Annotated in this window: 17 protein-coding genes and 1 pseudogene; 12 read left to right on the forward strand and 6 right to left on the reverse strand. The window is 63.0% G+C overall.

Translation table 11 applies throughout. The features are described 5' to 3' along the window. Positions 1 to 152 precede the first annotated feature (152 nt). Entirely contained in the window at positions 153 to 413 is a 261-nt protein-coding gene (locus ACZ1JC_RS03505) for a hypothetical protein (RefSeq protein WP_465140314.1), read from the forward strand. A 177-nt stretch (positions 414 to 590) separates the two neighbouring features. Here ACZ1JC_RS03505 and ACZ1JC_RS03510 read toward each other — a convergent pair whose 3' ends face one another. The 4 genes from ACZ1JC_RS03510 to ACZ1JC_RS03525 form a co-directional block, all read right to left on the reverse strand. Beyond that, entirely contained in the window at positions 591 to 2057 is a 1467-nt protein-coding gene (locus tag ACZ1JC_RS03510; RefSeq protein WP_465139287.1) for a Na+/H+ antiporter NhaC family protein, read from the reverse strand. Between the two features lie 225 nt (positions 2058 to 2282). Further along, on the reverse strand, positions 2283 to 2732 hold the full coding sequence (locus ACZ1JC_RS03515) for a DUF6491 family protein (protein WP_465169062.1): 450 nt from the start codon (positions 2730 to 2732) through the stop codon (positions 2283 to 2285). 91 nt (positions 2733 to 2823) lie between these two features. Next, entirely contained in the window at positions 2824 to 3186 is a 363-nt protein-coding gene (locus ACZ1JC_RS03520; protein WP_465139285.1) for a hypothetical protein, read from the reverse strand. Positions 3187 to 3255: 69 nt separating this feature from the next. Continuing rightward, positions 3256 to 3717, reverse strand: a complete 462-nt coding sequence (locus ACZ1JC_RS03525) for an outer membrane lipoprotein (protein WP_465139284.1) — start codon at positions 3715 to 3717, stop codon at positions 3256 to 3258. A gap of 418 nt (positions 3718 to 4135) precedes the next feature. On the opposite strand from ACZ1JC_RS03525, the pseudogene ACZ1JC_RS03530 reads away from it, so the two are divergent. The 10 genes and pseudogenes from ACZ1JC_RS03530 to ACZ1JC_RS03575 form a co-directional block, all read left to right on the forward strand. Next, a pseudogene (locus ACZ1JC_RS03530) lies at positions 4136 to 4249 on the forward strand (transposase zinc-binding domain-containing protein); the annotation flags it as partial. Positions 4250 to 4658: 409 nt separating this feature from the next. Beyond that, complete coding sequence (locus ACZ1JC_RS03535) at positions 4659 to 5318, forward strand: hydrolase (protein ID WP_465139283.1); 660 nt, start codon at positions 4659 to 4661, stop codon at positions 5316 to 5318. A gap of 99 nt (positions 5319 to 5417) precedes the next feature. Continuing rightward, positions 5418 to 6254: an alpha/beta fold hydrolase gene (locus ACZ1JC_RS03540; protein ID WP_465139282.1), complete on the forward strand. Its 837-nt coding sequence runs from the start codon at positions 5418 to 5420 to the stop codon at positions 6252 to 6254. Positions 6255 to 6280: 26 nt separating this feature from the next. Further along, positions 6281 to 6550, forward strand: a complete 270-nt coding sequence (locus ACZ1JC_RS03545; RefSeq protein ID WP_465139281.1) for a DUF1427 family protein — start codon at positions 6281 to 6283, stop codon at positions 6548 to 6550. A 92-nt stretch (positions 6551 to 6642) separates the two neighbouring features. Next, on the forward strand, positions 6643 to 8490 hold the full coding sequence (locus tag ACZ1JC_RS03550) for an amidohydrolase (RefSeq protein ID WP_465139280.1): 1848 nt from the start codon (positions 6643 to 6645) through the stop codon (positions 8488 to 8490). Positions 8491 to 8710: 220 nt separating this feature from the next. After that, a complete protein-coding gene (locus ACZ1JC_RS03555; protein WP_465139279.1) occupies positions 8711 to 9631 on the forward strand; it encodes a glyoxalase in 921 nt (306 codons plus the stop codon). Positions 9632 to 9634: 3 nt separating this feature from the next. After that, positions 9635 to 10063 carry a DoxX family protein gene (locus ACZ1JC_RS03560; protein ID WP_465139278.1) on the forward strand — a complete coding sequence of 143 codons (429 nt, stop codon included), beginning with the start codon at positions 9635 to 9637 and terminating at the stop codon, positions 10061 to 10063. Positions 10064 to 10304: 241 nt separating this feature from the next. Beyond that, entirely contained in the window at positions 10305 to 11615 is a 1311-nt protein-coding gene (locus ACZ1JC_RS03565; protein WP_465140306.1) for an alginate export family protein, read from the forward strand. Between the two features lie 105 nt (positions 11616 to 11720). Further along, on the forward strand, positions 11721 to 12437 hold the full coding sequence (locus ACZ1JC_RS03570) for a YoaK family protein (protein WP_465139277.1): 717 nt from the start codon (positions 11721 to 11723) through the stop codon (positions 12435 to 12437). Positions 12438 to 12557: 120 nt separating this feature from the next. Next, complete coding sequence (locus tag ACZ1JC_RS03575; protein ID WP_465139276.1) at positions 12558 to 15449, forward strand: sensor histidine kinase; 2892 nt, start codon at positions 12558 to 12560, stop codon at positions 15447 to 15449. 7 nt (positions 15450 to 15456) lie between these two features. Here ACZ1JC_RS03575 and ACZ1JC_RS03580 read toward each other — a convergent pair whose 3' ends face one another. Continuing rightward, positions 15457 to 16089 carry a response regulator transcription factor gene (locus ACZ1JC_RS03580; RefSeq protein ID WP_465139275.1) on the reverse strand — a complete coding sequence of 211 codons (633 nt, stop codon included), beginning with the start codon at positions 16087 to 16089 and terminating at the stop codon, positions 15457 to 15459. Between the two features lie 133 nt (positions 16090 to 16222). Here ACZ1JC_RS03580 and ACZ1JC_RS03585 point away from each other — a divergent pair, with 133 nt between their 5' ends. After that, complete coding sequence (locus ACZ1JC_RS03585; RefSeq protein ID WP_465148474.1) at positions 16223 to 16852, forward strand: response regulator transcription factor; 630 nt, start codon at positions 16223 to 16225, stop codon at positions 16850 to 16852. Between the two features lie 99 nt (positions 16853 to 16951). Here ACZ1JC_RS03585 and ACZ1JC_RS03590 read toward each other — a convergent pair whose 3' ends face one another. Next, a complete protein-coding gene (locus tag ACZ1JC_RS03590; protein ID WP_465139273.1) occupies positions 16952 to 18484 on the reverse strand; it encodes a catalase in 1533 nt (510 codons plus the stop codon). Positions 18485 to 18581: the final 97 nt, after the last annotated feature.

Below are 18581 nucleotides of genomic sequence, written 5' to 3' on the forward strand. Positions count from 1 at the left end.
TGGCCTTGCTCAACAATCGAAACCGATCGTCCACCGGCAGCGCGCCTCCACCTCCGCAGCCGACTACGCCGGTCCCACCCGCACCGACGCCACCCCCGGCAGAGCCTCAGCCTCAGCCTCCGTCTGGGCCGTTCCCACCGGGCCCGCCCGCAGTGGTCGTTGCGGATCTGGGGGCGCTGCCGCCCGATGCCCGCCCGTCGATGAATACCTGCCTGTTGGAGGCCGCACGCCAGGTGGGCATTACCGGTGGGTCCCAAGTACGCTTCGATCGATTGAATCATATCGAGCCGGGCAATGGCGGCTGGCGCTTCCGTGCCCAACTGATCGCAACCTACCCCGACTCAGAACGGATTCTGCCGCTGTTTTGCCGCGCCACTCCGACACGGGTAGTGGAACTGGATTTTCGAAATTGATCCATGACGACATTAAGCTGCTGCAGCGTTTGCGCTGACTATGCCCATTTGCGCCTCGGAGAGGATGCGCAGCCCCCCTCGCGGGCGCCGTTTGGCAAGTGCGGGATCGGTGGCAAATCCGCCAGTCGGCGGCGCGCCAGGCCTGATCCGCTTTATCGCCAGTTTGCCTAAATCATATCATTCCATGGCCGCGCGATTTCGGAGAATTCTGAACCCCGAATATCCCAGGCAAAGCGTAAGCAGAGGGCTGGCTATGTTGAAGAAGCAGTACGGCAGATAAAGCATCGTCGGGACGCCAAGTACCGCAGCCATATATGCGCCACAGGAATTCCAGGGGATTAGCGGCGATGTTACGCTGCCAGCGTCGCACACCGCGCGCGACAGGTTGGTGCTGGCCAGATTGCGCCGCTCAAATTCTTCCCGGAACAGGCGCGCCGGAAGAACGACGGCGACATATTGGTCCCCGGAAACCAGATTCAGCCCCAGCGCGGTGCCCACCACTGTGGCAATAAGGCTGCCGGTCGATTTCGCACGCGTCAGCACCGGAGTGATAAGCTTGGCCATGAGCCCGAATTCATCGAGCAGCGTTCCGAAAACCAGCGCGCCCAGGATCAGCCAGATGGTGGTCAGCATCGAAGACATCCCACCGCGGGACAGTAAATCGTCGACCATCGGAATGCCGGAGTTTGCCTGATAGCCGTTGGCAAGGGCCAGCCAGCCCCCCTTCACGAAAGCGACGGGTGTGCTGATGCTGGAATCGGCCAGGAAGCGAAGTATGGCATCAGGCTGTGTGAAGGGGGCCATCGCCACAGCAAACAGGGCGGAGAGCATGATGGCCAATGAAGCCGGCGCCCTGCGGACGGAAAGGAACACCAGCATCAACAAGGGCAGGAGGTTTAACGGGGTGATCCAGAACAACCCGTTGAGGGCGCCGAGTTCAGAGGAGATCACCGTTTCATCGAGACCACGCGTGCCATCGGTGAAACCCAGTGCGAGGAACAGGAGCACGGCGATCGCCAGGGCTGGCAGCGATGTCCAGGCCTGCTGCCGCAAGTGCGCATAAGTATCCGATCCGGTGATCTGCGCGCTGAGGATTGCGGTTTCCGAAAGGGGCGACATCTTTTCGCCGACATAGCATCCCGAAATCACAGCGCCGGCTGTAATGGCAGGGGATACGCCGACCATTATGGCAAGCCCCACAAGGCCGACGCCGATCGTTCCCGCAGTGGTCCACGAACTGCCGATCCCCAGCGAAATGCCTGCCGAGACCAGGATTGCCGCGAGGTAGAACCAGTTGGGGTGGATCATCAGGATGCCGTAGTAGACCAGAGTCGGAATCGTCCCGGACATGTTCCAGGCGCCGATCAGGGCCCCCACGGCGAACAGAATGAAGATCGCATCGACGACTGAGGAAATCCCCTGCCGCCCGGCGTGGGCGATGGCTTCCCAGGGATGGCCATTCTTCGCGACGATTAGGGCCGTAATCATGGCCGAAAGGAAGAGGCCCACCTGGATAGGGCCGTTGATGGCTTCAAGACCGAACAGAGCGACCGAGCTCGTGATCATCACAGTGAGCACGATCAGCGGTGTCAGTGCGTCGAGATAGGATGGCGGCCGAACGAGATCGGGGGGTTTGATCGACATGCCTGTCTGCCTTGTGCAGCGATGGCGGGATTGGAGCCGTCTACTTCAAGCTTGGTGCGATGCCTTCAATAGCGAACAAATTTGCGCCGACGAATAGGATCCCCTGTTCGGGCAGAAGTATTTGCAGTCGGAATGAAAGCTAACGGAGGGAGATTTACCCGTCCATGGTTCAGGCAAGATCAAGACGCATGCCCTGTCTGCGGGAGGCGAAACAAATAAATATGCTTATGGCCGTTCTCGCCCCGGAAGCGCGGCAACTTGCTCAGGAGTCAGCACTGTGATCGTGCGGACTGGACAGCGTTGCTGACCTTGCCCACTCGCCCCGCGCGTTACGATCGAGGTGCCGAGCCCAGAGCCGGCGCAGATGGATGAACTGCCAGATGTTGCCAGGCCCAGGCGCAGATTCCAGTTCATGTTGGGGCAGCTCCCCAGCAAATCCAGGCGGTAGACATCACGGCCAGCACGTATGTTGACCGTGGTGGAATTGACAACCCTGAAGTTGCGAACATCGTTTGCCCAGAAACACTGTCGAGGCTCACGGGAAGCGGCCGTCGTTTTATCGCCCGTGCTGGTACATCCCGCCAGCACGAGGAGAGCAAGATTTGCACCAGCAAGAACAAGATGTCTCGGCATCGATTTATCCTTCCTATTTGGTACCCTGCTCCTCCGATTCATCGGTATCGCCCACCGGCTCGCTTATAATTACGCGATCATCCACGGCTATCGATGAACTCGGCGAGGAATCGCACCGCCCCACGCTTTGCCGTTATCGTTGCAGCCGAAGATTTTGCGGATTGAAGCGCTGCACTTCAAACACATTGGCCGACCGTCTGAATACGACTGACCCACGGGAGAAATCGACGGCCACGACTGTCAACGCCTGACCCGGCTTCCTTGCGCCCGCCGCGTAGTAGTTATTGAGCAGAATGGTTCCGACCACGCCGGTTACCGTGTTGCCTTTTACAGCTCTCTTTTCCACTTCCGCCCGCGTGGGCGCATCCAGCTGGGCAAGAACGGCACGGTCGAAGCTCGAATGATTGGGAGCCTGCGCCAAGGCCGATGGTGACACCATTGCAAGGGCCACGGCCATCGATGTGGCGGCGGAAAGCTTGGCAAAATTAAACGACATTGGTCTGTTCCTTTCCGGCCGACCTGAAGGGCCTGACTGGGTTTGAAGAGATGATTGCCTCAACGTCGATCAATGGGTGACGCGTGCATTCTCGGACGTGCCGGAAAGCCGAACGCGGTCACCCACCCTAAAATCTCGCGGATCGCCGGGTTGGACGATGGCTACGTCGTCGCCGGAATCCAGATGGAGTGTGAGTTCGATGCCCGCCGTGCGGGATGAGCCTTGCAACGCGCTACCGACTGCGCCGCCTACAACGGCTCCAGCAACCCCGCCCGCAACATTGGCCGCAGTGCTGCGGCCGATCTGGCTGCCGCCAATGGCACCCAATGCGCCTCCGGCGATCGTTCCCAGTCTCGTCTGGCCCGGCCGAATTTCGACCTCACGAATAGCCGTAACGCTCCCAAACTGGACCTGCGCGACTTGTCCGACCTCATTTTGCGAAAAGGTCGACACGCCGGTCTTGGGAGTGCAGGCCATCAACATCAAGATCGATGCTGTGCTGGCGAGGAAAACAAACTTAAACTCCTTCATCGAACTTGCTCCGCTCGACGAATGCGATCGAGCGCCGAAGCACTTCGCACATGAAAATGCGGCGCGCTTTTTCTCACCTGAGAACCGAAGGCACCGTCACTTTGAAAGTTGAAGCATTCCGGCTGCGAGCGGGTGACGCTTCGCCCGACGTCTGCTTGAGGTTATCGTCCATTTTATTCTGAGCTATCGGGAATAACCCCTGTAAGCGTCGGGGTATTTGCCTAATTCCAATCGCCTTGCCGCCACCAAATCGAGCGTTCTCATGCCGGTTGGAGTTCCGGAACTGCTACAGACGTACACCTAGCGTCGTACCTTCAGGCTACTTCCGACAGATCCTACGATCTGAATTCCGCAAGGTCAGGCGTGCGCAGTCCCTTATACATCAAGTGTTTGGTACCGGCATGTGATGGTGTAAATTTGTCGCCATCGCAACGGAGGCTCCGCGCGTGCCTGGCTGGAAGAGCGCGAGGCCGACCTGCTGCCGGTGGGCTACTTCCACCTCGTGTTCACGCTACCGGCGGAGATAGGTGCTGACCTTGCTCTCGGAAAATGGTCTGCCTGTACGGCATGACGTCTTAATCCCGGAAGCTGGTAGATCAGTTGCCGATAACTGTCCGAACGGTAATTGCGGCAATTCGAATTGGATTTGCCGTATGAGGCAGGGATCTGCGTCTGGCCAAACACCGCCGGCCTTTCAGCTGCGCGTCCTCCGGCCGATCCCCCCATTCGAGTGTATACGAATGGTTGGTTTCGCCCGCCTCCTGAAAGCAGCCATAAGCTGCACATCAACCAGCCATAGCCGCCGAGCCGCTACCAGCCTTCCACACGCTTTTCGATAAAATCGAAATTATCGGTCGATTTTATACGTCTTTTTGGAAAGAGAAATTCTCTCCAAAAGTCTCTCACCGGGCCAATCGGCCAGCAACAGGAGGACACTACCAATGACGCTCACCGCTACCGCCACCCCCGGCAAGTCGCTCATTTCGCCCGACAATCACGCGCTTGTCCTGATCGATTTCCAGTCGCAGATGGCCTTCGCCACAAAGTCGATCTCGGCGGAACTGCTGCGCAACAACGCCGCCCTGATCTCGCGCGGCGCCAAGTCCTTCAACGTCCCCACCATTCTCACCACGGTTGCCGAAAAGAGCTTCTCCGGCCCGATGTTCGACGAGATCACCGAAGCCTTTCCGGGCCAGGAACTGCTGGACCGCACCAGCATGAACACCTGGGAAGATGAAGCCGTCATCTGCGAGATCAACCGCATTGGCAAGCAGCGCATTGTCTTCGCCGGCCTGTGGACCTCAGTCTGCATCGTCGGCCCGGTTGCCTCGGCCATCGATCAGGGGTTCGAAGCCTATGTCATCACCGATGCCTGCGGCGACATCTCGACCGAAGCGCATGAGCGCGCCGTAGAGCGGATGATCCAGCTTGGCGCCGTGCCGATGACCTCGCTCCAGTACCTGCTCGAACTGCAGCGCGACTGGGCCCGCACCGAAACCTACGACAGCACCACCGGCATCGCGAAGAAGTGGGGCGGCGCTTACGGCATCGGCATCAACTACGCCAAGACCATGTTCGGCGCGTCCGAAGGCGCTCACTAAGTTCAGCTCGGGACCGGCAGCCAATCCCCCCATCCGGCCCTCACCGAAGGCCGCCGGTCCCCACCCATCTATCTCCCAACCCGCTGAAGGATCAGCATCATGGCATACGTAACCACCAAGGACGGCGTCGAAATCTTCTACAAGGATTGGGGGCCGAAGGATGCCCAGCCGATCGTCTTCCACCACGGCTGGCCGCTCTCGTCGGACGACTGGGATGCCCAGATGCTGTACTTCCTCTCCAAGGGCTATCGCGTCGTCGCCCATGATCGCCGGGGCCACGGCCGCTCTGAACAGGTGAGCGAGGGTCACGATATGGACCATTACGCCGCCGATGCCGCTGCGGTGATGGAACACCTCGACCTCAGGAACGCGGTCCACATCGGTCACTCGACCGGCGGCGGTGAAGTCGCGGCCTATGTCGCCCGCTATGGCATCCCGCAGGGCCGCGTCGCCAAGGCCGTGCTGGTCAGCGCCGTGCCGCCGATCATGCTCAAGACCGATCGCTATCCGGGCGGCCTGCCTATCGAAGTGTTCGACGGTCTGCGCGCCGGGCTTGCCGCCAACCGTTCGCAGTTCTTCCGCGACGTTGCCGCCGGCCCGTTCTACGGCTTCAACCGCGATGGCGCCGATGTGAAGCCGGCCGTGATCGACAACTGGTGGCGTCAGGGCATGATGGGCAGTGCCAAGGCCCACTATGACGGCATCAAGGCGTTCTCGGAAACCGACCAGACTGACGATCTGAAGGCGATCACCGTCCCCACGCTGGTGCTCCACGGCGATGACGATCAGGTCGTGCCCTACAAGAATGCCGGCGTGCTGCAGGCCGAGATCCTGCCGAATGCGACGCTCAAGATCTACGAGGGCTACCCGCATGGCATGCTGACCACCCACGCCGACGTGATCAACCCCGACCTGCTCGCCTTCGTGCAGGCCTAAGCTCAAGACTCCGGGGAGACTGAACCGTGAAAGCCTACCTTCTCTCGATCGCTGCCGGGTTGCTGGTCGGCGTGGTCTACAGTCTCCTCGGCGTTCGTTCGCCGGCTCCGCCGATGATTGCCCTGATCGGGCTGCTCGGTATCCTGCTCGGCGAACAGATAGTTCCATTGGCGAAGAAAATCTGGACGCACGAGGAAGTGGTCCGCTTCGTCCAGACCGATTGCCGCGAGCATGTGCTCGGCCGCCTGCCGGGCGACAAGTCTCCCGGTGACGCGGCCCCCGAGGCCAAGGCGTGATCACCCGCCGCCATACATTCCTGGGAGCGGCGGCCTCGTCGCTCCTGCCATCCCTGCTTACCAGCCAGACTGCCCGATCCAAGGAAGCCCCCATGACCGACACGATCATCATCAACGCCAAGGTCACCACGCTCGACCGCGAGAATCCGCAGGCCGAAGCCGTGGTCATCCGGGACGGCAAGTTCCTGACCGTGGGCAGCGAACAGGAAGCGCGTGAGGCTGCTGCGCCCGGCGCCGCCGTGATCGACGCCAAGGGCCACCGCCTGATCCCCGGCCTGATCGACAGCCACATGCACATCATTCGCGGCGGACTGAACTTCAACATGGAGCTGCGCTGGGACGGCGTGACCAGCCTGTCGGAAGCGATGGCGATGCTGAAGAAGCAGGTGGACAACACCCCGGCTCCGCAGTGGGTCCGCGTCGTCGGCGGCTTTACCGAGCACCAGTTCGCAGAAAAGCGCCTGCCGACGATTCAGGAACTGAACGCCGTCGCCCCCGATACGCCGGTCTTCATCCTTCACCTCTATGACCGCGCGCTGCTGAACGCCGCCGCGCTGCGCGTCGTCGGCTATACAAAGGACACGCCGAACCCGCCGGGCGGCGAGATCGTGCGCGATGCCGCCGGCAACCCCACCGGCCTGCTGCTCGCCCAGCCCAACGCGACGATCCTCTATTCCACGCTGGCCAAGGGCCCCAAGCTTCCGCCTGAATACCAGCTCAATTCCACCCGCCACTTCATGCGCGAAGTGAACGCGCTGGGCGTGACCGGCGTGATCGACGCGGGCGGCGGCTTCCAGAACTATCCCGACGACTACAACATCATCGAGAAGCTCCACGCCGAAGACCAGCTGACCGTGCGCATCAGCTACAACCTCTTCACGCAGAAGCCGAAGGAGGAGCTGGCGGACTTCTCGGGCTGGGTGAAGCAGGTCAGCCCCGGACAGGGCGACGACACCTATCGCCACAACGGCGCGGGCGAGATGCTGGTCTATTCCGCTGCAGACTTCGAGGATTTCCGCGTCGAACGCCCCGATATGCCGCCCAGCATGGAAGGCGATCTGGAACCCGTCATCCGCCTGCTTGCCGAGCACCGCTGGCCCTGGCGCCTTCACGCCACCTATGACGAAACCATCGGCCGCGCGCTCGACGTCTACGAGAAGGTCAACCGCGACATTCCGCTCGAAGGCATCAACTGGTTCTTCGACCATGCCGAGACCATTTCGGACCGCAATATCGACCGCATCGCCGCGCTTGGCGGCGGCATCGCGGTGCAGCACCGCATGGCCTATCAGGGCGAATACTTCGTCGAGCGCTACGGCGCCAAGGCCGCCGAGCGCACGCCGCCGATCGCCCGGATGCTGGCCGCCGGTATCCCGGTGGGCGGCGGCACCGACGCCACCCGCGTTGCCAGTTACAACCCGTGGGTCTCGCTCTCCTGGCTCGTCACCGGACGCACCGTGGGCGGCCTCTCGCTCTATCGCGGCGACAACCGCGTCAGCCGCGAGAAGGCGCTGCGCATGTGGACGCACGAGAACACCTGGTTCTCGAACGAAGTGGGCAAGAAGGGCCAGATCAAGGCAGGCCAGTTGGCCGACCTCGCGCTGCTCTCCGACGACTACTTCAGCGTGCCCGACAATGAGATCGTCCACATCCGTTCGATCCTGACGCTGCTGGGCGGCAAGGTGGTGCATGGCGAGGGCGATTATCGCCCGCTCGCGCCGCAGCTGCCGCGCCCGATGCCGGACTGGTCGCCGGTCGCCACGTTCGGCGGCTATTACCAGACGCCCGAAGCCAAGCAAAAGCTGGCCTCTGCCTGCGGCTGCGCCAGCAGCTGCGGCGTCCACGGCCACGACCATGCCGCGGCGCTGGGCGCCAACGTTCCTGCCGCCGATGTCCAGACCTTCTGGGGCTCGCTCGGCTGCGGCTGCTGGGCCGTCTGATCGGATACGGCCCCTCCGGGCGAGGAGGGGCCGCATCAGCTACATTCCCATAATCTCGAACATATCGAACGATATTATTCGGATCGATAGCCGTTCATCTGCGCCCTACACCGATCCCGGAAGCTCCGCCCGTCCCCAGAATATGGGGCCAAAACAGGGAGGAACAGTCCGAGACGACGATGAAACTCGCCCCCGAGAAACGCCCCCCAGGAGACTTTCGATGAAGCGCTTTGCCTTCCTCTTCGCCGCTGCCGTGATCGCCACCAGCCCGATCGCGGTTCCCGCCGCCATCGCCAAGCCTGCCGCCGCCTCGGCCGACTACGCGGTCGGCGCACAGTACGACACCACCCACGTCTACGTACCGCAGGACCAATTCGACACCTTCGTCTCCAGCTTCGTTGCCACCTTCGGCGGCACCACCAGCAAGCAGGGCGAATTCCAGGTGACGCCGACCAAGAGCCTCACCAAGTCGCAACTGGTGCTGACGCCAGCGGGCACCGTCTCGGTTTTCGGTTTCAAGACGCCGATCCCCTACCCCTTTGGCGATGAGCGCACCGGCTATCTGGTCACCGACCTCGACGCTGCCGTGAAGTCTGCCGTCAGCCATGGCGCGGTGCGCCGTCTGGAAACCTTCCCCGATCCGATCGGCCGGGACTCGGTAATCCAGTGGCCGGGCGGCGTGAACATGCAACTCTACTGGCACACCGCCAAGCCCAGCTACACCGCGCTCGAAACCGTGCCGGAAAACCGCATCTACCTGACCGTCGATGCTGCCGACAGCTTCATCAAGAGCTGGACCGGCTTCGCCCACGCCAAGATCACCGCCGACGACAAGGCCGCCAATGGCGCCGAGATCGGCGAACCCGGCAAGACCATCCGCCGCGTTGCGATCACCAGCGGCTACGGCAAGATGGTGGTCTACGTTTCGGACGGCCAACTCCCCTGGCCCTACGGCCGCGACATGACCGGCTATGCGGTCAGCGACCTTTCGGCGACGCTCGCCAAGGCTTCGGCCGCAGGCGTGGAAACGCTGGTTGCGCCGTACATCACCGGCAAGCGTCAAGCCGCCATCGTGCGCTTCCCCGGCGGCTACATCGCCGAAATCCACTCCGACGCAACCAACGCGAACGGGGCGAACTGAGCCATGTCCGGCACCGGCACTCCCAAATTCGTCGCATCGGTGCTGGACTTCGCGCCGACGGGGTTCCTCGCCCGCCTCCTTTTGGTGGGCGCCTACCTCGTCGGCGGGCTCACCAAGCTGACCGACTGGCCCAGCGCGGTGGCCGAGCAGGCGCACTTCGGCCTGACCCCGCCCGCGCTCTGGGCCGCTCTCACCATCGCGGTGGAACTGATCGGCCCGCTCTTGATCCTCTCGGGCCGTCTGGTCTGGCTGGGCGCGGGAATGCTCGGCGTGTTCACCTTCTTCGCCGCGCTTGTCGCCAATGCCTTCTGGGCCATGCCTGCCGGCCCCGAGCGTTTCGGCGCCACCAATGCCTTCTTCGAGCATATGGGGCTGGTCGGCGGGTTCATCCTTGTGGCGATCCTTGCCCACCGGGCGAAGAGCCGTGCCTGAAGCGTCCGTTGCGTCTACCCAAAATCCCTCGTCGCCCCCGCGAAGGCGGGGGCCCCGCTTCCTTGCGCCAAGCCTGCAAGGAAAGCGGGATCCCCGCCTGCCCTACGGGCAGTTCACCCTGAGCGGCCGGCCTGCCGGCCAGCCGAAGGGCGGGGATGACGGCGGAAAGCCAAGCGTAAAGACGGCATTTTCGGCGGCAACCTTACTAGCCGCGTGCCTTGCCCCCACACTAGCCCCCACACTGGCCCACGCCGAACCCACCGAAGCCTGGCAAGCCCCCACGCTCTCCATCACCCGCTACGACGAAGACTGGTCCGATCTTGCCGACGCCGAAAAGCGCGGCCACCACTGGACCGGGCCGTTCAAGTACGTGCCCATCAGCGATGACGTCTGGCTCTCCACCGGCATCGAACTGCGCGCGCGTAACGAGAACCTTGAGAACAACCTCTGGGGCAGTGCCGAAGCGCCGGACGACAGCTATGTCTGGCTCCGCGCCCTGCCTTATGCAGACCTCCACGTCGGCAAGCTGCGCGCCTTCGTGCAGCCCATCGCCTCCACCTCGATCGGCGTCGCCCCCTCACCGGGCCCGGTGGACGGAAGCGGTGTCGACCTGCTGCAGGGCTTTGCCGAGGCCGACCTTGGCCCCGTGACCCTGCGCGGCGGGCGGCAGATGCTCTCGCTCGGCACCGAGCGGCTGATCGGCACGCGCTATGGCCCCAACGTGCCGCTCGCCTTCGATGGCGTGCGCGCGGACGTAAAGCTGGGCGCGGCCAAAGTCAGCCTGCTGGCGGTAAGGCCCGTGCAGGCACGCAAGGGCGACTTCAACGACCGCACTTCGCCCGACAAGTCGCTCTGGGGCGCCTATGCCACGCTGCCCGATCTCGACCTCTACTACCTCGGCTATCGCAACGATGCCGCGCACTGGGCCACCCGCGAGGGCACCGAAACCCGCCACAGCCTCGGCGCGCGCTGGCACGGCACGCGGGATGACTGGCACTGGAATGTCGAGGGCGTCTACCAGTTCGGCCGCTTCGCAAATGGCCCGATCTCGGCCTGGACGCTGGGCACCGAACTCGGCCGCGCCTTCCCGGCCGCGCCGCTCGCACCGGACCTGACCATGCGCGTCAACGTCGTCAGCGGCGATGGCAAGCGGGACGACAACCGCCTCGGCACGTTCAATGCGATGTTCCCCAAGGGCAAGTATTTTGGCGAACTCTCTCCGGTCGGCCCCTACAACATCGTCAACGCCTATTCCTCGCTCGGCCTGCAACTGGCGCCGGACATCTCGGCCAGCCTCGCGGCGATGGCCTACTGGCGCTATTCGCGGGAGGACGGGATCTACGACATCCCCGGCAACCTGATCCGCGACGCCGGAGACAGCCGCGCGAAGTTCGTCGGCAAGGAAGCCGAAGCGACCATCGCCTGGCAGGCCACCGCCGAACTGGAACTGTCCGCCTCGCTATCCGCCTTCGCGCCGGGCGCCTTCATTCGTGAGACCGGATCTGCGAAAACCATCCACATGCTCGGCCTCGAAACCAACTTCCGGTTCTGACCAACATTTCCAATTTATCGAATAAATAGAACAATTTTATTCGGATTTATGAGGGCCTTCCACGTCCCTAGACCACTGACAAATCCAATCCCACCGGAGATCGACATGACCGCAACGCCTGCTACCGGCCCTGCCGCCCCCGTAAAGTCTAGCTTACCCCGCCTGTTGCTGCTGCTGTCCGCAACGACTGGGCTCGTCGACGCTGCATCCGTGCTCGGACTTGGCAAGGTCTTCACCGCAAACATGACCGGCAATGTCGTCTTCCTTGGTTTCGCGGCGGCAGGAACGCCAGGCTTCAAGGTGATCCCCGCAGTCATGGCGTTGCTGGCCTTTATGGTCGGTGCTTGGGGTGCGGGCCGGCTCGCTCGCTCGCACGTGGACCTCCCGATGCGTCGCTGGCTGTTATGGGCCGCCGTGATCGAGGCCGCATTGCTGTGGATCGCCGCTGCCGTCTCGACAAAGATCGACATCGCTGCTCAGGCACCCGAGATCGCCGTACTCTCGGTGATCGTCCTAACGGGTTTCGCCATGGGCCTGCGCAACGCCACCGTACGATCGCTCAAAGTGCCGGATCTCACCACCACCGTACTGACGCTGACGATCACCGGCATCGCCGCTGACATGACCGGTCGCGGTACTTCGCCCAACTTCCTGCGCCGCTTCACTGCCGTGGTGTCGATCTTTCTTGGCGCCGCCGTGGGCGCGCTCCTGTTGCTCCATTTTGGCCTTGCGGTTCCCCTTGTCCTTGCCGGCATCATAGTCCTCGGCGCAACCCTCCTGTGTGCACGTGATCCGGGTACAGCTTTCCCCCACAGGTCATGAACTACTCCGTACAATCGCTTGCTTGCCGCGGGCGCATTGCCATGCAATGCGCCCGCAATGCGTTCTTACCGAGGCTTCCGTTCTGACCTTTGTGGCCTTCTTGTTCGCGGAAACATATCCTTGGCGGCTCTACTCAGCGCAGCGATCTGCGTTCCTGCTGCCTATGCCTCCCCGGCCACGGAAATTCCCGGTTATGCCAGCCGTCACTGGTCGCTGGCGGACGGCGCGCCGCCTGATATCCGGGCAATCGCCCGAACACGCGATGGTTTCCTGTGGCTGGGATCAGGCGATGGTCTTTATCGCTTCGATGGGCTGAACTTCAAACGCATCGATCCCGAGGACTTTGACAACTTCCGCGCGCGGCAAGTTACGGCCCTGGCAGCGGCGCCCGATGGCAGCCTGTGGGTAGGCTATGCCTTTGGTGGCATCTCGCATCTGAAGGACGGCAAGCTGCGCGGCGCCAACCCGGAAAAGCCGCGCGGGCGCGTAACGGACATCGACGTTGCCCCCGACGGTTCGGTCTGGGTATCCGCCTGGAGCGGTTTCGGGTCGCAGATGCGCCATCTGGTGAACGGCCACTGGGACGTCATCGACGTGGATGGCCCGCTGGTGCGCATGTATCGCCAGAGCAACGGCACCATGTGGATCGCCTCCAACCCGGAATTGCGCCGCCTGCCGCAGGGCAGCCGCTCCTTCGAGGTCGTGCCGGGGCTGATGAACCTTGGCGCCGTCTTCCGCGAGAGCAAAGACGGGCAGATGTGGTTCTTTTCAAGCGATGGACTGCAGCGCCTCACACCTCGCGGCTACGAGAAGACCGGGATTTCCTTTGGCGAGCCGCTGGGCGGCGGCGATGGCGTCCGCGACCTGCTGTTCGACGCCGACAACCTGCTGTGGGTGGCTGGTAACGCCTCCGGATTGGCGACAGTGCCCGCCGGCGATCTCTCGATGGACCGCTCGGCCATCTATCCGGTTCAGATTTCCACGCTCATGCGCGACGGGGAAGGCACGATATGGGGCGGCGGGCCGGATGGGCTGCACCGCTTCGTGCGCACGCCGGTTGTCCGTTACACCGCCATCAAGGGGGTTCGCACCGGCATTGCGACCGGCCCGGATGGCTCTCTTTACATCGGCGGCGACGAGGGACTCTACCGCATCGTCGATGGCAAAGCGCAGCTTATCATGCGCTCGGGCCTGCTTTCCGATATTTGTTCCGTGTCCGGTGTGGGTGCCTACGTCCTCACCTTCAAGAATGAATATCTCGTGCGTGGCTCCACGGTTACGCGCATCATCGGCCCGCTCGAGCGGGAGCGGCAATTCGGGCAGGCCTGCGCCTCCGATCCGCAGGGGCGTTTGTGGGAGTCGGTATCCGCTTCCGGCATGTTCCGATTGGAAGGCTCGCGCTGGGTGAAGGACGAGAGTCTGCCCCCCGCCACGACCTTCATCGCCACTGGGCCAAACGCCTTCATCGTCAACCAGCCGCTGCGCCTGCTGGCCCGCGTGCATGACGGCGTGACGACGCCGATCTGGCCGGGAAACAATGGCGCGGGAAGCAAGGACGGTGTCGGCTTCGTGCGCATGCTCAAACAGATGGACGGGGAGACCTGGATCGGCGGCGAGGCGGGCCTTGCCCGCTATGACGGGCACCGCGTCCAACAGTTGAGCGCGCAGACCTACCCCTGGCTGGCGGGGGTGATGGGTATCGTTCGGGTGGGCAGCCATTACTGGCTGATCGCCGCCGGCGGCATTACCCGCATCGCAGCAACCGATTTCGATGCGGCCTTCGCGCACCCCGGAATGCCGATCCCCCGCGCCCGCTACGGCCAAAACGGCGTCATCCGGGCGCGGACAGAGCCCTATTCTGCCAATGACGCCGCCGTCGATGCGCAAGGGCGCCTGTGGTTCGTGACCAGCACCGGTGTGGTGCAGGTCGATCCCGCTCGCATTGGGCCGCAACGGCCGGACATGCCGATACACGTCACCGGGCTGGAAGTGGACGGGCGCCCCTATCCGCTGGCGAGGGCACGCCTGCCTGCGGGCACTACGCGCGTCAGCCTGTCCTATGTCGGCCTCAGCCTCGCCGATGCGGAAGGAAACCGTTATCGCTACCGACTGGACGGCGTCGATGAGGACTGGGTAGATGCCGAGGCCCGCCGCCGCGTCGATTACGCGGGGTTGGGGCCCGGCACCTACCGCTTTCACGTCACGGCCGCGACCGCCGACGGGCCATGGGCGAGGCGGGAAGCCGATGTCACTTTCGTGATCGCCCCCCATTTTTGGCAAACCGCATGGTTCCGGCTTGCGGCACTCGCGGCGGCGGCACTGGGCATTTACGCCCTGTTCCGCTGGCGCATACGTCTGGCCATGCAGGCCTTGCGCGACCGTATCGAGGAGCGCGTGGCCGAACGTGAGCGCATTGCGCAGGACCTGCATGACACCCTGCTGCAAGGCTTTCAGGGCCTGATGCTGCGCTTCCAGACGGTCCTGCACCTCACGACGCCGGGCACTCCCGCGCATACCGCCATCGAAGAAGCGCTGGAACGGGCTGACGACGTTCTTCTCCATGGACGCGAACGCGTACGCGGCCTGCGCGAGGATGCCGAACCCAAATGCATCGCCGAAACCCTGCGCGCCTGTGCGCAGCGCGTGGTGGGCGATGCGCTGCTATGGGACATCCGCGTGGACGGGCCGGAACAACTCATCGGCGCGCCCGTGGCCGAGGAAATCGAACTCGCCGTAGGTGAGGCGCTCGCCAATGCAGTGAAGCATGCGCAGGCGACGATGGTGAAAGTCGAAATCCACCATTCTCGCGATCGCCTGTCGTTGCGCGTGTTCGACGATGGCGTCGGCTTGCCCGACGATGTTCGTGCCGCAGGCGGTCGTGAAGGGCACTTTGGCCTGACCGGGATGCGGGAACGCATCGAACGATTGGGCGGCTCGTTCGTCATCGCCAATGCCGCCGGCCAAGGCACGTCGATCCGCCTGACCCTGCCTGCAAAGATCGCCTATCGCTAGGGCAGGATCAGAGTTCGATCAGCCCATTGCGCACGGCGATCGCCACCGCATGGGTTCGATCCATGGCTCCCAGGCGGACAAAAATGGCCTTCATGTAGCCCTTCACGGTTTCTTCCGAGAGGGAAAGGCGCACGGCGATCTGCTTGTTGGAGTTGCCTGCCGCTGCCAGCTCCAGCACGTCGCTCTCCCGCGCGGTCAGCCGCTTTGCTTCGCGATCCGCGGCAGGCATTACCTGCGTGTCGAAGTGGGTTCCGCCGTTGTGGATCGACCGGATTGCGTCCAGCAGATCGGTGCGCAGGCTGTTCTTGAGCAGATACCCCGAAGCGCCTGCCTTGATAGCCTGTGCCGCGCGTCCATCGCCCGAGTACGTGGTCAACACCAGGATGCGCGCCTCAGGGAAATCCGCAAGGATGCGCGTCATCGCCTCCACCCCATCGACATTGGGCATTTGCAGATCCAGCAGCATCACGTCCGGCTGCACCTCACGATAGATGCGGACCGCAGCTTCGCCGTCATCGCCCACCGCGACCAGTTCCAGGTCGGGCTGGGTGGCGAACACGGCGATGATTCCGTCGCGCAGCAGGGGGTGATCGTCAACGACGGCGATGCGAATGGAGGACTGTAAAGGCGGGGATTCCATGGCCTCTCTCTAGGCCGCGGGACCCGGCTTAGGCAATTCCCCCCAAAAGAGGGGATTGCCCGCTGTGTGCACTATCGACCATTCCTGCCCCGTCACCAGGAGTAGTGGAATGTCCTTTTCAAGCCGTCAAACGATGGGAAATTCCGCCAATGACGGCGCACGCCAGGGCAGAATCCTGATCGTCGATTCCGATAGCGAAGCCCAGTCGCGGCTGTGTGCCCTGCTGACCGGCGAAGGCTATGCTGCCGAGACTTTCGCCTGGGCCGGGGCGCTGCTTGATGCGCCGTTGCCCGAAGCGCCCTGCTGTGTCGTGGCGAGCGTGGGCGCCTCCGCCGCCGACGGGCTGGAACTGATTGAGCGCCTCAAGAGCCGGGGCGAACCGATCCCGGTGATCTTCGTTTCGGACCACGCGGACGTTCGGCTTTCCGTCCGTGCCATCAAGGCGGGCGCGGCCGATTTCCTGCTCCGTCCTTTCGATGAGATCGACCTGCTCAATGCCGTCGAGCACGCGTTGGAGACCGACGTAGAGCGCCGCTCGACCGCTCAGCGGCAGCGAGCCGTGGTCCAGCGTTTCGACACGCTTACTGAGCGTGAGCGGCAAGTGATGGAAGGCGTCGTGCGCGGGCTGATGAACAAGCAGATCGCGTGGGAACTGAAGATCAGCGAGATAACCGTGAAGCTTCATCGCTCAAGCCTGATGCGCAAGATGGACCTGCGATCGGTCCCCGATTTGGTCCGGGCCTCCTTGTCCCTTTGCGCTTGATACGAGCGCAACCGTCCCGCTCCAAGCCGCAATCGAAATGCGATCCCATGCGCCGCCGCTGATGGGCGCATGGGATCGTTCAGCCTCTTGGCGGAAAGATCAGTCCGCCGTCTCGGGCACGGGCGACAGTGCGGGATTGATGTTCATCCCCAAAGCCTTTGCAACGCCTTCGCCATAGGCCGGATGGCAGCGTGTGCAGTTGTCGATGTGCCGCTGCTTGATGAATTCCGGCGCGTCGCCCATCGCGCGGGCCGTGTTCGCGAAGAGACGCTCCTTCTCCTCCGCGTTGTAGAGTTCGAACAGCGCGCGGGGCTGGCCGTAGTAGTCATGATCATCCTCGCGGAAGTCCCAGAAGTCCGCGTTCCCGTCGATTTTCATGGGCGGCTCACGATATTCGGGCTGCCCCTGCCACTGGCCGAACGAGTTCGGGTGATAGTGCGGAAGGCGGCCATAATTGCCGTCCACGCGGCCCTGACCGTCGCGGTGGTTGGTGAAGACCGGGCAGCGCGCGGCGTTCACCGGGATCTGGTGATGATTCACACCAAGGCGATAGCGCTGCGCGTCCGAATAGGCGAACAGGCGCGCCTGCAGCATCTTGTCGGGCGAGACGCCGATGCCGGGGACGAGGTTGGAGGGCGCGAAAGCGCTCTGCTCGACATCGGCGAAGAAGTTCTCCGGATTACGGTTCAGTTCCATCACGCCGATCTCGATCAGGGGATAGTCGGCATGCGGCCAGACCTTGGTGAGGTCGAAAGGATGGAAACCGCAGGTGGCGGCTTCGACTTCGGGCATGATCTGCACCTGCACCGTCCACTTCGGGAATTCGCCGCGCTCGATGGCATCGTAGAGATCGCGCTGGTTGGATTCGCGGTCCTTGGCGACGACTTCGGCCGCTTCTGCATCGGTCAGGAACTCTACGCCCTGCTGGGTCTTGAAGTGGAACTTCACCCAGAAGCGCTCTCCCTCGTCGTTCCAGAACGAATAAGTGTGGCTGGAATAGCCGTTCATGTGGCGATAGCTTTTGGGAATGCCGCGATCGCCCATGACGTAGGTGATCTGATGGAAGGCTTCGGGCAGCAGGGTCCAGAAATCCCAATTGTTGGTGGCGCTGCGCATGTTGGTGCGCGGATCGCGCTTCACGGCCTTGTTGAGGTCGGCAAACTTGCGCGGATCGCGCACGAAGAACACCGGCGTGTTGTTGCCGACCATGTCCCAGTTGCCTTCCTCGGTATAGAATTTCACCGCGAAGCCGCGAATGTCGCGCTCGGCATCGGCCGCGCCGCGCTCGCCGGCAACGGTGGTGAAACGGGCAAAGAGTTCGGTCTGCTTGCCCGCTTCAGCAAGGAATTTGGCGCGGGTATATTTCGAGACGTCGCCGGTGACGGTGAACGTACCAAAGGCGCCGGAACCCTTGGCGTGCATGCGCCTTTCCGGGATCACTTCGCGGTTGAGGTTGGCCAGCTTTTCCAGCAGCCACACATCCTGCATCAGCAGCGGGCCGCGCGGGCCTGCGGTCATCGAATTGGAATTATCAACGACGGGCGCACCGAACGCGGTGGTGAGCGGCGTGCCGCCAGAGACGGCGCCATGGCCAAAGGGGCATTTTCCGCCGCTGGGGTTCGATCCGTTCATTGCTTCACTCCTTGAATCTATCGGTCTCGCAAAGGGTTACGAGCTGGATTTAGCGGAGCGGGAGTGATTGCCTAAACTATACGATGATATGATTGTG

This window comes from Sphingomonas sp. BL-S-28 (genome assembly GCF_055521515.1).

Excerpts from the sequence above, each read along its gene's own strand:
- ACZ1JC_RS03535 (WP_465139283.1), top strand. The coding sequence starts at position 4,659 with ATGACGCTCACCGCTACCGCCACCCCCGGCAAGTCGCTCATTTCGCCC.
- ACZ1JC_RS03510 (WP_465139287.1), bottom strand. The coding sequence starts at position 2,057 with ATGTCGATCAAACCCCCCGATCTCGTTCGGCCGCCATCCTATCTCGAC.
- ACZ1JC_RS03540 (WP_465139282.1), top strand. The coding sequence starts at position 5,418 with ATGGCATACGTAACCACCAAGGACGGCGTCGAAATCTTCTACAAGGAT.
- ACZ1JC_RS03580 (WP_465139275.1), bottom strand. The coding sequence starts at position 16,089 with ATGGAATCCCCGCCTTTACAGTCCTCCATTCGCATCGCCGTCGTTGAC.
- ACZ1JC_RS03550 (WP_465139280.1), top strand. The coding sequence starts at position 6,643 with ATGACCGACACGATCATCATCAACGCCAAGGTCACCACGCTCGACCGC.
- ACZ1JC_RS03520 (WP_465139285.1), bottom strand. The coding sequence starts at position 3,186 with ATGTCGTTTAATTTTGCCAAGCTTTCCGCCGCCACATCGATGGCCGTG.
- ACZ1JC_RS03590 (WP_465139273.1), bottom strand. The coding sequence starts at position 18,484 with ATGAACGGATCGAACCCCAGCGGCGGAAAATGCCCCTTTGGCCATGGC.
- ACZ1JC_RS03525 (WP_465139284.1), bottom strand. The coding sequence starts at position 3,717 with ATGAAGGAGTTTAAGTTTGTTTTCCTCGCCAGCACAGCATCGATCTTG.
- ACZ1JC_RS03515 (WP_465169062.1), bottom strand. The coding sequence starts at position 2,732 with ATGAATCGGAGGAGCAGGGTACCAAATAGGAAGGATAAATCGATGCCG.
- ACZ1JC_RS03555 (WP_465139279.1), top strand. The coding sequence starts at position 8,711 with ATGAAGCGCTTTGCCTTCCTCTTCGCCGCTGCCGTGATCGCCACCAGC.
- ACZ1JC_RS03560 (WP_465139278.1), top strand. The coding sequence starts at position 9,635 with ATGTCCGGCACCGGCACTCCCAAATTCGTCGCATCGGTGCTGGACTTC.
- ACZ1JC_RS03570 (WP_465139277.1), top strand. The coding sequence starts at position 11,721 with ATGACCGCAACGCCTGCTACCGGCCCTGCCGCCCCCGTAAAGTCTAGC.
- ACZ1JC_RS03585 (WP_465148474.1), top strand. The coding sequence starts at position 16,223 with ATGGGAAATTCCGCCAATGACGGCGCACGCCAGGGCAGAATCCTGATC.